Genomic DNA, 14,133 nt, shown 5'->3' on the forward strand with positions numbered 1-14,133 from the left:
GTAACTACTCCAGCGGTGGCAGCTGCCAGTCGATCGGCGTCTCGCCCCGGGCCCGCAGGTAATCATTGGCCGCGCTGAAGTGGCCGCAGCCGAGGAAACCGCGGTGCGCGCTCAGCGGAGACGGGTGTGTCGAGCGCAGAACACAGTGGCGGTGGGTGTCGATAATCGAACCCTTGCGCTGGGCATAGCTGCCCCAGAGCATGAAAACCACACCGTCACGCTGCCGGTTTACCACCTCGATCACGCGATCGGTAAATTGCTCCCAGCCGCGGCGCTGGTGCGAGGCCGCCAGACCGCACTCCACCGACAGTACGCTGTTCAACAACAGCACGCCCTGGTCTGCCCAGGCGGTCAGGTCACCGTGGGTTGGGGGGCCGATACCCAGGTCACGTTGTATTTCACGGTAGATATTCTGCAGTGAGGGCGGAATCCGGGTACCCGCCCGCACCGAGAAACAGAGGCCGTGGGCCTGACCCTCGCCGTGGTAGGGGTCCTGACCCAGGATCACGACCTTGACCCGCTGCAATGGCGTGTGATTGAAGGCGCTGAATATTTCATCGCCGGGAGGAAAGATGCGCTTGCCGGCGCGTTTCTCGGCCTGCAGGAACTGCTTGAGTTCGCGCATATAGGGTTGCCGGAACTCGGTTTCCAGCTGAGCCAGCCAGGACGCTTCCAGTTTGACCGCCGTCGCCATTCAGATACTCGCAGCCATCAGTACCACCTGCTCGGCGAGCGCCGCCCTGGGACCGGCCTCAGCCGGCAGCAACAGGCGTTTGTCGCGCTGACGCCGTCCGGCGCTGGCATTGTCCACGGCCAGCAATTGCGGTGCCGCGAAGGCGGCCTCCCGGCGCCCCGCGGAAGGCTCGCCGTACAGCGTCGTGCGCATGCGGGGTACGCGTCCGGCCGCTCGAATGCGGGCCTCCATGCGCGCCGGTGACCACTCCTGGCCGTGGCTGGAACCCGCGGCCCGGGTGATGCTCTCATTCATCAGCGTACCCCCCAGGTCGTTGGCGCCGGCCTGCAGGCAGGCAGCTACACCGGCCTCCCCCATTTTCACCCAGGACACCTGGATATTGTCGATATAACGGTGCAGTACCAGCCTGGCCACCGCGTGCATCATTACTGCCTCGCGGAAGCTGGGGCCCCGCCGTGCCCTGCCGCGCTGGTACATCGGTGCTTCCATGTGGACAAAGGGCAGCGGCACCAGCTCGGTGAAACCGCCAGTGCGCGCCTGCAGGCGACGAATGGCCAACAGGTGGCGGGCCCAGTGCCGGGGTTGTTCGACATGGCCGTACATGATCGTCGCGGTGGTGCGAAAACCCACCCTGTGCGCAGTTTCCATCACCTCCAGCCACTGCGCCGTATTGAGCTTGTCGGGGCACAACACCGCCCGCACCTCGTCGTCCAGAATCTCCGCCGCGGTGCCGGGCAGGGTATCCAGGCCGGCGGCTCGCAGCTGCCGCAGATAGGTTTCCAGCGGCAGGCCCAGCGTGGCCGCGCCCTGCCAGACCTCCAGCGGGGAGAATGCGTGGATGTGCATGTCCGGGGTTGCCGCGCGCACCGTGGCGAGAATATCCAGGTAGGTCTGGCCGGTGTAGTCCGGGTGGATGCCGCCCTGCATGCACACCTCGGTGGCACCGCGCTGCCACGCCTCGCGGCAGCGCCGGGCGATCTCGGTAGCACTGATGTCGTAGGGACGCCCGCGCAGCTGTTCGCTCAGCTTGCCCTTGGAAAAGGCACAGAATTCGCACTTGAAGTAACAGACATTGGTGTAGTTGATATTGCGATTCACCACATAGCGCACGGTGTCGCCACAGCGCTGACGCCGCAGACGGTCCGCGGTGCGCACCAGCCAGCTGAACTCATCGCCGCGGCACTCGAACAGGCGCTCCACTTCCGCCTCGCTTAGCTCGGCGCCGGCCTCACAGCGCTCGGCGATGGCGCGCAGCTCAGGCGCCAATGCCACCGCTCCCCGCCGCTGCAGCAGCTGCGCCTCAATCGGCGGTACCGGCGCGTCCTCGCCGGGAGTCCAGTTGTCGCGGCGGGCGTAGCCGCTGGCGTCCTGCTGGCGCAGCACCGGACCGCGCACCGCGGTATCCAGCCACAGTGCAGGCTCGCGCAGGTATGACGGATAAATGGTCAAGCGCTGCTCCAGGAATTTACCGGCGACGGCTGTTTCCTGCGCCAGCTGCTCCAGGTGGGGCCAGGGCGCTTCCGGATTGACATGGTCCGGGCTCAGGGGCGACACGCCGCCCCAATCATTGATGCCCGCCGCCACCAGTTGCGGCAGCACTCCCGGGCTCAGATTGGGCGGCGCCTGAATATTCATCTGTGGGCCGAACAGCAGCCGCGCCACGGCAATTGTCCACAACAACTCCTCCAGCTCCGGTTCCGGCGCCTGCGCCATGCGGGTGCCCGGCTTGGCGCGGAAATTCTGGATAATCACTTCCTGCAGATGACCGTGGCGCCGGTGCAACGTCCGCAGCGCCAGCAGGGATTCGATCCGCTCCCGCCGGGTCTCGCCGATGCCGATCAGGATGCCCGAGGTAAAGGGCACCCTGGCTTCGCCTGCCAGCTCGATGGTCCGCAGACGCAGCGCCGGCACCTTGTCGGGTGAACCATAGTGAGGCATGCCCTTGTCACAGAGCCGGTCCGAAGCCGACTCCAGCATGATGCCCATGGAGGCACTCACCTCGCGCAATGACGCGATCTCGCCGGCGTCCATACAGCCAGCGTTGATGTGGGGCAGCAGGCCGGTTTCCCGCAACACCCGCCCCGCCACCTCGCGCAGGTAATCCAGGGTGCTGGCAAAACCCATCTCCGCCAGCGCCTCGCGGGCGGCCCGGTAGCGCAGTTCCGGCTTCTCCCCCAGCGTGAACAGCGCTTCCTGGCAACCCAGCGCGGCTGCTTCCCGGCACAGGGCCAGCACCTCCTCCACCGGCATGAACGGTGCCTGGATTTTCTTCGGTGTACGCGCGAAAGTGCAGTAGTGGCAGACATCCCGGCACAACTGGGTCAGCGGGATAAACACTTTGCGGGAATAGCTTAGGATGTGGCGGTGACCGCGATCCCGCAGCGTGCCGGCAAGCGCCACCAGGCCCGGGGTATCGTCGCATCCAGCCAGCGCCAGGGCCTGCCTATCGGTGAGCGTGGCCCCGGCCAGCAGCTCATCGTGCAGGGTCGGCCAGTCTGTCACCTGTTGCTCGCCGGATGGCGATGTCGAAAGCCGGCTCGCCAGATAGCGCGCAGTGTATTCACCCACCGGCGCCGCCTGCAGCAGCGCCTGCCAGTCGTCAGCGGTGTCGATGTCCCGCGCCAGCCCCTGCCGCTGCAGCACGTGGACCGGCACCGCCGCCTGGCGGGCCCAGCGCAGATGTACGGCGCAGCTGTCGGGACCGAAGCTGAACGCCGGCGGACGCGCGGTATCGAACAGCAGCAGGTTGGTGCCGGCCCGGTGCCGATCGCAGGCGACGACCAGACCCGGGCAGCTCGCATAGCGTTCCAGCGCAGCGTCGATATCCGCCGCCGTCAACTGCGGCAGGTCGGCGTGCACGACCAGCGTCAAGGTGGGGTTGCCGCGATGCTCGCGCGCCAGCTGTTCCAAGGCCGCTGCCAGCACTGTATTGAGCTCCGGAGGAGACGGCAGGTTCGGACGTATCGGGCGTAGCAAAGCATGCTCGGGGAGATGGCGCAGGCGCGGTCCAGCAGCCAGCAACGGCGCTTCGGGGTCATCGGAGATCAGGTTTATCCGGGCGATGGCGGGATGGTCCGCCAGCACTGCGATTACATCCCGGGCCATGGCCCGGACCAGTGCGCTGCGTTCGCCGCGCGGCAGCAGTGCGGCCAGGCGGGACTTCGCCGCCGTCAGCAGCTTCAGTGGCAGCAGCACCTCGACCGGGGGCAGCGAACTCATCCTAGTACCTGCTGCAGACAATCCTGTGCCAGCGCCTGCTTGTCAGCACGCGTTTGCATTACCGTCGCGGTCACCCTCACCTCCATTCCCAGCATCTGTATATCCGCGGCCAGTGTAGCGTCACTGTGATCAATCACAAAGATGTCGACCAGACCGGGATAGTGCCGCGCGTAGTATTCGGCGACGCCCAGCGCTGTCACCGGCAGCGCAAGTTCAGCCATCATCTTCGCCGCGGGACCCTTGATCGCACGACCGCCGACGATCGGACAGACCGCCAGTACGGGTCCTCGCAGCTCCCGCAGCAGCTGCCAGCAGCCGTCGAGCTGCAGGATGGGCGCGACGCTGACAAAGGGATTGGACGGGCAAATAATCACGCCACTCACAGCCTGCTGCCGGCACAGTGCCACGATATCCGCCTGCAGACGGGCCTCAGCCAGACCCGCGAAACTGAAGCCGCCGACCCGCGGCTGGCACTGGCGCCGAACAAAATAGTGCTGGAACGGCAAGTCCCCCTCATCGCTGTGGACCACGGTGCTCACCCGATCATCACTCATCGGATACAGCCGCGCTGTCACCCCCAGGCGCCGCGCCAGCTCGGCGGTCAACGTGGACAGGGAGCAGCCAGCGGCCAGTTGCCCGGTCCGCCACAGATGGGTGGCCAGGTCACGATCCCCGAGCCGGAACCAGGTGTCGGCAGACAGGCTCTCCAGCGCAGCCAGCACCTGCCAGCTTTCGCCTTCCAGGCCCCAGCCCTGCCGCTGGTTGCTGACACCTGCGAGGGTATAGAGCACGGTATCGATATCGGGGCAGATGGTCAGGCCCAGGTGCTCGAAATCGTCCGCGGTATTGCTGGCGATGTGCAACGCTGCGGGGGGCAGTACATCCGCCAATCCCAGGCACAACTTGGCCCCGCCGACGCCGCCGGACAGTGCCAGGATGCTGGCATCCGTGCCCCTCATCGAAACAGGTCCAGTTCCCGCGGCCGCAGCAAGGCCCCGCAACCGCCCGCCGCCGGCCGCAGGCGGGCTCCCCGCACCAGTACCACCGGCAGACCCTCCGCGGCCTGCCCCATCAGGAGGGATGCCGCCGCCGCCAGCTCATCCGCCACCGCGGCTTCCGTGACCTCCAGCCGGTTGCCGAACAGGTCCTGCCCACCCACCTGATTGAACAGTGGATCCAGTCCCGCACTGCCCAGCGCAATACCGACGGTGCCATTGCGCCAGGCGCGCCCGGCACTGTCATTGATGATCACCTGCGGGGCGCAACCGCACAGCCGCAGCAGCGAGGCCCGCAGCGCCGCCGCCGACGCGTCGCAGTCAAGCGGCAACAACAGAACCTGGGGATCGTCCGGCGTATTGTGAATATTGGAACGGTCGATACCGGCATTGGCGTGCACGTAGCCGTTGCGATGCTCGACGATAATAACCCCCGCCCGCACCCGCAGCACTTCCCGCGACTCGGCCAGGATGAGTTCCACCAGCCGCGGATCCTTCTGCGCCTGCGCCGCCAGCTCGACCGCCGCCGGACCGGGCTCAACCTCGACCAGCCGGCGATAGCGCCCTTCCGCCTTGGAGACGATCTTCTGCGCCAGCACCAGCACATCGCCCTCGCGCAGGGTCAGTGCATTGGCTGCCAGCGCCGCGGCGATCAGGTCCGCGAGGTCATCGCCGGGCACAATCCGGGGCAAGCCCTCCAGTGCAATCAGCTCGAGGCGGGTACTCATCCATGGCTTTCCAGCCCGCTGATCTTGATACCCGCGTGGCAGTTGTATTGCTTGTTGATGACGATCAGCACCGAAGTCAGTGCCTCCGCAGCAGCGGCGTTGTTGATCATGCCGGCATGAAAACCGCGCATGCCGGCCGCCTGCACCAATTTGATGACTTCTGCACGAGCCTCCTTGCTGTTGCCGCAGACCAGCACGTCGCAGTCGACGGCCGCACTCTCCTGCAGGTGCGCCGCCGCCACGTTCTGGAACGCCGACACCACCGCAACCCCCTCGCCCAGCAATTCCTGTGCAATCTGGCCGGCGCTGCCGGCTGCCGGCAATTGCACCCGGGCAACGCGCGGCGGTACCAGCGGCACCGTGACATCGATCAGGATCTTGCCCTGCAGCGCAGCCGCCACCTGTTCCAGAGTACTGGTCTGATGGCTGAAGGGTACTGTGAGCGCGGCTATATCCGCGGCGCTGGCAGCAGCCAGGTTGTCCATGCCCTCCACCGCAACCGCCGCCACACCGCGCTGGTCCATCACCGCCTGCAGGTCGGCGGCGGCAGCGGCAGCCTTGTCCCGGGTGCGGGAGCCGATGATTACCCGGTAACCTGCCTGCGCCCAGCGTCGCGCCAGGCCTGTGCCCAGCTCCCCCGTACCGCCCAGGATCGCCAGCACTGGCAATGTCTCAGTCGCCATATTTCTTTTCCCCGTCTGTTGGCCCACCGCCGATGGCGCATCTTAGGCAAATCAAAAGGTGACCACAAGCCACTGCATATAGCCCGGACGGTGTTTCCGAACGGTTGCCCGGGAATAAACAGGGACCCTGCGCCGTCGCGCGGCTTGTCCGTACCGTACTTGGCGGTATACTGGCGGCGCAGCCCACCATCCGGCTTGCACTCATTCAGGAACAGCCAGAGACCGCATGTCGCAGACCAGCCCACAACCCAGGCGCCGCGTTGCCGCAGAACTCACACTGGACGACGGGCCCTGCCTGAGAGGTGAGGTGACACTGGCCGCGGACGGCCACCTGCACATGAACAATGTACGCCTCGCCAGCGGAAGCCGGGAGAACAAGCTCAATGTGGCGCTGGGCACCTCCGGCGTGCTGTCCTTTCCGTCCCTGGTCGACAGCGAGGGCCGTATCAGCGAGCTGGCAGTGGCGGTACACGGTGCCGGCGGCAAGGGCCTGGCGCTACGTCCCGCAGCCCCGAAGGAAACCGTTGCACAGCGCTGCGTCGCGGCGCTGGCAAAACCGGTACCGGGTGGCGCCAACTCCCCGACCATCGCCCGCTCCGTGCTGCTGGATGAATACCGCCACCTCAGTGTGCAACTGCTGACAGAGATGCTGAGTACCTTTCTGGACAATCTGACCGATCACCTGCTTGAGCTGAACCTGGGCAATAGGGTCAGCCACAGCACGGTCACCGACGCTGTCACCGTGTTGCAACTCAAGCGCAAGGCCATCATCCAGAGTTATATTGAACACTTTCTGCGCTATCACGAAGATCTCACACCACCGACCTCGGAACGGGACCAGTGGTGGGACCTGGTCGACCACAGCGGCGCGCTGGACCTGGTGGACCTGAACGATTTCGAGGACTATCTGGCAGTCGAGCGCATGGTCACCATTGGTGAAGACCTGCATCGGGTGGCGCTGGAAACGCTGCTGATCAGGGTGGCCACACTGATTGACGCAGAGCCGCTGACGGTGCGCCTGCCCGAGCACGTCGGCTCGCTGAGCCGCGCCCTGCAGCAGGTGATGGGCCTGTATCGGCTCCCCCACAAGCTTATGCCACAGCTGTTTGATCATTTCGTGATCCATTTCGTGCGCCGGCTGGACGAATATTATGAAGTCCTGAACCAGTTTCTGCTGCAGGCGGGTATCCGACCTGAACTGGAAGAAGAGATTCGCACCCGGGGCTCGCTGTTGTGGCGGTCCCAGTCTCCGCGACCACCGCGGGCGACGCGGCATGCTGATCACAGCGCCATTGCTGAAACGCAGGTCCAGCAGCCCTCGCAGGTGTCGCGGCCGCCGGCTGCGACCGGTTACCTGGGTGAACCGCCAGATACCACCAACGGCGCCGGCGTCGCTGAAGCTGCAGCCCCGCGCGCCGCCCCCACCACTACCGGCTCCTTCAGTCCCCAGAACCTCTACCGCTCGGTCATCGATGCACTCAACTTCAAGCGCGAAGTGGAACACGGGATCGCCGAAGCGGCCGCCGGCCAACCTCTAGCCGACGTCCAGGCCGTGGTCACGGCACTCGCCAGCCTGCAGCGCAATACCAGTGTGCGCGAAGATATCCAGCGCGCGGGTTCCATGGCCGAGTACCTGGTTGCACAGGGAGACAGGCTGGAGGCGCTGGGCACCGCCAGCGGGTTGAGCGCCGACAGCCGCAACCAGCTGGATCTGGTGGACAGCCTGTTCGGCACCATCGATTCCCAGCTGGATGTAGCGGCTGCGCTGAAACCAACCCTTGGCAATCTGCAGATACCCTTGGCCCGCCTGGCGCTGCTGGAGCCCCACTTCTTTCTCGACCCGGCCCACCCTGCGCGCAGCCTGCTGGACCAGTTGTCGGTGCTGGCCAACTCCTCCAATTTCCCCAACAAGATGCTGGAGAGCCGGGTGGCCGGCATCGTCGATGACATCATTGAGCGTTATGACAGTGACACCGCCGTCTTTGACAGCGCCCTGGCCAGCGTGGAGAAACTGGTACGGCAACAGGAGCGGGCCCACTCCCGCAACCTGGAGCGTGTGGTCAAGACCCAGGAGGGCAAGGAGAAACTGCAGCAAGCCAGGGATGCAGTCGCCCGCACAATCCAGGACACGATAAAACCACCCGAGGCGCCCCAGGTACTGCTGGAACTGATTGATCAGGGCTGGCGTGACCTGATGGTGCTGACCCATGTCAAAGAGGGTAAAGCCAGCCGCGCGTGGCGCGAACAGGTTCGCACCCTGGAGGTCCTCGGCTCATGGCTGGTCGAGCAGCACCAGGGCGAGGTTGACGAAGACCTGCTGGTGCAACGCAGCCTGGAGGCGGAACCGTTCATCGACATGATTGAACAGCAGGTCAGCTCCGCCCTGCCCGGCAATGTGGGCATCGCAGCGGTCCTGGACGAGCTGCGCGCCATCCTCGCGGGCGAACAAACACTGGTCATTGGCGCCGTTCCCGCGCAGCTTGTCCACACTCCGGAGCCACCCTCCCAGCTGCGGACGCGGCTGGACAAGACCCGCCGGCTGCGCCGCTGGGTCCAGCGTGTAGAACAGCTGGAGACCGGCAACTGGCTCAACTACCGCGACCGCGAGGGCCAGCGCCGCCGCATGCAGCTGGCCTGGATCAGCGACCACAGGGATCGCTACCTGTTCGTCAATGATCGCGGCCAGAAGGTGGCCGAGCTCAATCGCGTGCAGCTGGCCCGCCTACTCAGCCGCGGAGCACAGCCACCGGCACCCGCCGACGAGCTGTCGGTGGTCGAGAAGAGCATGTACGGGACCCTGGAGCACGTGCAGCGCAGCCTCAGTTTCGCCCGCAACCACGACTCCCTGACCCAGCTGATCAACAAGGACACCTTTCTGTCGCAGCTTGGCCGCAGCTTGAAGCACGCGCATCAGCACTCGTCCCAGCATGCGGTGTTGCTGCTGGATATCGACCAGTTCAGCCTGGTGAATGATGTCTATGACCGTATCAGTGGCGATCAGGTACTGCAGGAATTCTCCAGGCTGCTGGCGCAACTGCACGGCAAGAAAGTGTCTTCGGCCAGGTTATCCGGCGATAAATTCGCAGTGCTGCTGGTCGACCGCGACCTCACCCAGGCCGAGCAGGTGGCCGACGGAATCCGCCGCGACATCGCGACAGGCAGTGTCGACATCAACGGCGAGCGGGTCAGCTTCACTGTTTCCATCGGTATCGCACCGATTCTCGACTACAGTCCCGGCGTCGACGAGGTGATGGACAGCGCCCGGGCCGCCCTGGCACAGGCCAAGCAGGAAGGCCGCGACCGGGTGGTAATCTATCGCGAGAGCCAGGAAACCGTGAAACAGTATCGCCAGGAGCAGGGCCGCTCCCGGCGCGCGCTGGAAGAGGCGCTGGAGAGTGAGCGCTTCGTGCTGCGGGCTCAACCCATCATGCAGACCGCGATGGACGGTCGCCTGCCTGCCACTCGGCATTACGAATTGCTGTTGGCCATGCGCGCCAAGGACGGCGCCCTGATCTCGCCCCAGCCCTTCATCAGCTCCGCCGAACGCTATGGTTTCATGACTCTGGTGGACCGCTGGGTAGTGCGCGAGGCCTTTCGCTGGATAAGCTCACTGATGGACGCGCAGAAGGTGGTGCCCAATCTCGCCATCAACCTGTCCGGATTCAGTGTCACCGACGACGCCTTCCTGGACTTCCTGTTTGAACAGATCTCCGAATTCGGCGTCGGCACCAATCGCCTGTGCTTCGAAATTACCGAAACCGGCACCATTTCAAACCTCATCAAGGCCGCCGATTTCGTCCGCGCCTTCCGCAATATCGGCTGCAAATTCTCCATTGACGATTTCGGTACCGGCCTGGCCAGCCACAACTACCTGCGCGAGTTGCCAGTGGACTACGTAAAGATTGACGGCAGTTTTATCACCGGTATCCACGAGAACCGCAACGACTACGCGATGGCCCGCTCGATCAACGACCTCGCGCATTTCCTGGGTCAGGAAACGATCGCCGAATCAGTGGAAAACGATGCCATTATCCAGCAATTGCAGGAAATCGGAGTCGACTATTTACAGGGCTGGGGCATAGGACGGCCAAAGCCCCTCGATGAAATTACCCTGGACCTGTCCAGTATCGAGAAATGACCGCCGAGGCCTTGATACAGTATACTGGGCTCGTGCCATCGCTATTCCGGCGCGCCATCTTTATCCCCGGAGGGAAGATGTCAACGCATCCCGCGACATTGAGTGTCAATGAGCCCTTTCCGCCGTGTCACCAGGAATTCCAGGTCAGTTGCCATACCTGCCGCCTGAGTCGCATCTGTCTGCCCCTCGCCGTCAACAGCGGCGATCTGGCCCGGCTGGAGAGTATCATTGAGCGCAGCAGGCCCCTGCAGAAGGGCGAGCTGCTGTACCGGGAAAAGACGCCATTCCAGTCCATCTATGCGGTGCGCTCGGGCGCGCTGAAGGGCTTCTGCGGTACCAGGGACGGCAAGGAACAGGTCACCGGCTTTTACCTGCCGGGCGAGGTCCTGGGCATGGATGGCATCAGCAACGGTCATCATGCCTCCTCAGCGCTCGCCCTTGAGACCTCGGCAATCTGCGAAATCCCGTTCGATTCCCTGCAGCGCCTCAGTGCCTCGCTACCTGGCCTGCAGCGCCACCTGTTCCAGCTTATGAGCCGGGAAATCACCGAGGATCAGCTGCTGATCACCCTGCTTGGCAAGAATACCGCCGAAGAGCGGGTAGCTACCCTGCTACTGAGCATTTCCAGACGCAATGCCCGCCGGCAACTGAGTGCGAGTCAGTTCCGCCTGCCCATGTCGCGGGTGGATATTGGCAATTATCTCGGGCTCACCGTGGAAACCATCAGCCGTGTCTTCAGCCGGCTGCAGAAAAACGGTGTCCTGCGAGTAGACAACAAGGAAATCGAGATTCTGGATCCCGAGACATTGCAACGGGCCGCGAATCTGGCATGTTGAACGCGTCGGGGGCTTCGGAGCCAGAACTCCCGGTCCTTTGATCTGTATCATGGTTTGTGGTGCGCCAGGCTCTACAATGCGCCCGTGCCGCCACCCGTCGGGGAAGAGTCAGAATATGATCCAGCATAGTATCGGTTTGATGACCCGTCCACGCACCCAGTGGCAGCGGGTGGCGGCGCTGCCATCAAACTCGCTGACCCCGCTGCTGCTGTATCCCGGCATCTTGGCGCTGCTGCCGGCAGTCGCCTGGTACTATGGGACCAGCAGGGTCGGCTGGAGTATTGGTGGCAGCGAAGCGATCCGTCTCACCGCGGCAAGCGCGCTCCAGCTCTGTGTTCTATTCTACTTTGCGATGCTCGCCTGTGTCGCTGCGGTAGGCTATTTCATCTACTGGATGGCGGGAACCTATGGAGCCCGGACCTCCGTGGTCCGAGGCATTGTGGTGGCAGGCCTGACTGTCACCCCGCTGTTCCTGTTTGGCCTTGCAGGGTTCTACCCCTTGCTTTGGGTGGATTTACTGCTCGGAGTGATTGCGGTGAGCTGGTCGGTCTATCTGCTTTATGTCGGGATTCCGATCATGATGGAAATCCCGGAGGAACGCGGCTTCATGTTTTCCACCGCAGTGATCGCGGTCGGCCTGGTCATCCTGGTTTCCCTGATGGTCAGTACCGTGATCCTGTGGGACCTCGGTATCGGGCCCGCCTATACCGACGCCTAGCCTCGTACTGCACCTCTATCGCAGACACGCCTGCCACGTTTTTTTGTATGGAAGCTGACCATGAATGAACTCGACGCCAAGCTGGAGCATCCCGTCTACAATTACAAGGTAGTGCGCCAGTTTGCCATCATGACGATAGTCTGGGGGATCGTGGGCATGGCGGTGGGGGTTCTGATCGCCGCCCAGCTGGTGTGGCCGGCACTGAATCTGGATCTCCCCTGGACCAGTTTCGGTCGCCTGCGGCCGCTGCACACCAATGCCGTCATCTTTGCCTTTGGCGGCAGCGCCCTGTTCGCCACCTCTTACTACGTAGTGCAGCGCACCAGCCAGGCGCGGCTGTTTTCGGACCGGCTGGCAGCCTTCACCTTCTGGGGCTGGCAACTGGTGATTGTGGCTGCCGCCATCACCCTGCCGATGGGCATGACCTCGTCCAAGGAATACGCCGAGCTGGAATGGCCCATCGACATCCTGCTCGCGATCGTCTGGGTGTCCTATGCGGTGGTGTTCTTCGGCACCATCGTCAAGCGCAAGGTCAGCCATATCTATGTGGCGAACTGGTTTTTTGGAGGCTTCATCGTCACTGTCGCAGTGCTGCATATCATCAACAGCGCGGCAATTCCGGTGGACTTGACCAAATCCTACTCCGCCTATGCCGGCACCGTCGACGCGATGGTACAGTGGTGGTACGGCCACAATGCGGTGGGCTTCTTCCTGACTGCTGGCTTCCTGGGCATGATGTACTACTTTGTACCCAAGCAGGCCGGCCGCCCGATTTACTCCTACCGGCTCAGCATCGTGCATTTCTGGGCGCTGATCGCAGTGTACATCTGGGCCGGCCCCCACCATCTGCACTATACCGCCCTGCCCGACTGGGCCCAGAGCCTGGGCATGGTAATGTCCATCATCCTGCTGGCGCCCTCCTGGGGGGCATGATCAACGGCATCATGACCTTGTCCGGCGCCTGGCACAAACTGCGCACCGATCCCATTCTCCGCTTCCTGGTGGTAAGCCTGTCGTTTTACGGCATGTCCACATTCGAAGGCCCGATGATGTCGATCAAGACCGTCAATGCGCTTTCCCACTACACCGACTGGACTATCGGTCATGTCCATGCCGGCGCGCTGGGATGGGTGGCGATGATCTCCATCGGCTCGATCTACCACATGATTCCGATCCTGTTCGGCAAGACGCGCATGTACAGTATCAACTTGATCAATGCGCATTTCTGGATGTCCACCATCGGCACCGTGCTGTACATCGTCTCGATGTGGGTCAATGGCATTCTGCAGGGACTGATGTGGCGGGCCTACAATGATGACGGCACGCTGACCTACACTTTTGTGGAATCAGTGGTAGCCAGTTACCCCGGCTACCTGGTACGCCTGGCCGGTGGTGCAATCTTCTTTGGCGGCATGCTGGTCATGGCCTACAACGTCTACATGACCGTGCGCAGGGATGCCGAAGCGCCGGCCGTCCCGGCCCCTGCCGCAGCTACTGCCCAGGAGACCGGACATGAAGCATGAAATCGTCGAAAAGAACATCGGGATAATGATCATCTTCATCATTGTCGCCATCAGTTTCGGCACTCTGGTGGAGCTGGTCCCTCTGATGTTCAGCAAGAAAACCAACGAACCCATAGCGGGCCTGAAGCCATTGCCGGCCCTGGAACTGGAAGGACGGGACATCTATATCCGCGAGGGCTGCAACAACTGTCATTCCCAGATGATCAGGCCCCTGCGAGCCGAAACCGAACGCTATGGCCACTATTCGGTGGCAGGGGAATCTGTCTACAACCACCCGTTTCTATGGGGCTCCAAACGCACCGGACCGGATCTGGCACGGGTCGGGCAGCGCTACAGTGACGACTGGCACCGGGCCCACCTGTACAACCCCCGGGATGTGGTACCCGAATCCAATATGCCGGCCTACCCCTGGTTGTTCGACAACGGGATCGACGGTGAGCGTACCGGCAGAAAGATGGCTGCTCTGCGCCGCGTCGGCGTGCCCTACAGCGACGAGGATATAGACGGTGCTGCATCGGCAGTGGTGGGAAAATTCGAAATTGACGCACTGGTGGCCTACCTGCAACAGCTGGGCACCCTGGTGCAGGCAAGGCGATAAC

The 14,133-nt window shown here is 63.5% G+C and carries 9 protein-coding genes and 1 pseudogene; 5 read left to right on the plus strand and 5 right to left on the minus strand.

Annotated features, from left to right (window positions below; translation table 11 throughout):
• Positions 1-4: 4 nt before the first annotated feature.
• From ung to npdG, 5 genes are read right to left on the minus strand one after another with little or no spacing between them, the layout of a single operon-like run.
• Positions 5-694: a uracil-DNA glycosylase gene (ung, locus tag G3T16_RS02850; protein WP_163493742.1), complete on the minus strand. Its 690-nt coding sequence runs from the start codon at positions 692-694 to the stop codon at positions 5-7.
• A complete protein-coding gene (cofH, locus tag G3T16_RS02855) occupies positions 695-3,913 on the minus strand; it encodes a 5-amino-6-(D-ribitylamino)uracil--L-tyrosine 4-hydroxyphenyl transferase CofH (RefSeq protein WP_163493743.1) in 3,219 nt (1,072 codons plus the stop codon).
• Positions 3,910-4,872, minus strand: coding sequence for a 2-phospho-L-lactate transferase (cofD, locus tag G3T16_RS02860; protein ID WP_163493744.1), 963 nt, complete (start codon positions 4,870-4,872; stop codon positions 3,910-3,912). The genes cofH and cofD overlap by 4 nt, the downstream gene beginning before the upstream one ends.
• Positions 4,869-5,636, minus strand: coding sequence for a coenzyme F420-0:L-glutamate ligase (gene cofE / locus G3T16_RS02865; protein ID WP_163493745.1), 768 nt, complete (start codon positions 5,634-5,636; stop codon positions 4,869-4,871). The genes cofD and cofE overlap by 4 nt, the downstream gene beginning before the upstream one ends.
• Positions 5,633-6,319: an NADPH-dependent F420 reductase gene (gene npdG, locus G3T16_RS02870; protein WP_163493746.1), complete on the minus strand. Its 687-nt coding sequence runs from the start codon at positions 6,317-6,319 to the stop codon at positions 5,633-5,635. Before npdG ends, cofE begins: the two co-directional genes overlap by 4 nt.
• A gap of 226 nt (positions 6,320-6,545) precedes the next feature.
• Here npdG and G3T16_RS02875 point away from each other — a divergent pair, with 226 nt between their 5' ends.
• The 5 genes and pseudogenes from G3T16_RS02875 (at position 6,546) to ccoO (ending at position 14,132) form a co-directional block, all read left to right on the plus strand.
• On the plus strand, positions 6,546-10,457 hold the full coding sequence (locus G3T16_RS02875; RefSeq protein ID WP_163493747.1) for a DUF1631 family protein: 3,912 nt from the start codon (positions 6,546-6,548) through the stop codon (positions 10,455-10,457).
• Between the two features lie 77 nt (positions 10,458-10,534).
• Positions 10,535-11,293, plus strand: coding sequence for a fumarate/nitrate reduction transcriptional regulator Fnr (gene fnr, locus G3T16_RS02880; RefSeq protein WP_163493748.1), 759 nt, complete (start codon positions 10,535-10,537; stop codon positions 11,291-11,293).
• Positions 11,294-11,408: 115 nt separating this feature from the next.
• Entirely contained in the window at positions 11,409-12,011 is a 603-nt protein-coding gene (locus G3T16_RS02885) for a Yip1 family protein (RefSeq protein WP_163493749.1), read from the plus strand.
• Between the two features lie 60 nt (positions 12,012-12,071).
• Positions 12,072-13,534: pseudogene (ccoN, locus tag G3T16_RS02890) on the plus strand (cytochrome-c oxidase, cbb3-type subunit I).
• Entirely contained in the window at positions 13,524-14,132 is a 609-nt protein-coding gene (gene ccoO, locus G3T16_RS02895) for a cytochrome-c oxidase, cbb3-type subunit II (protein WP_163493750.1), read from the plus strand. Before ccoN ends, ccoO begins: the two are co-directional and overlap by 11 nt.
• Position 14,133 lies beyond the last annotated feature (1 nt).

The organism is Kineobactrum salinum (genome assembly GCF_010669285.1).
GTDB classification, from domain to species: domain Bacteria; phylum Pseudomonadota; class Gammaproteobacteria; order Pseudomonadales; family Halieaceae; genus Kineobactrum; species Kineobactrum salinum.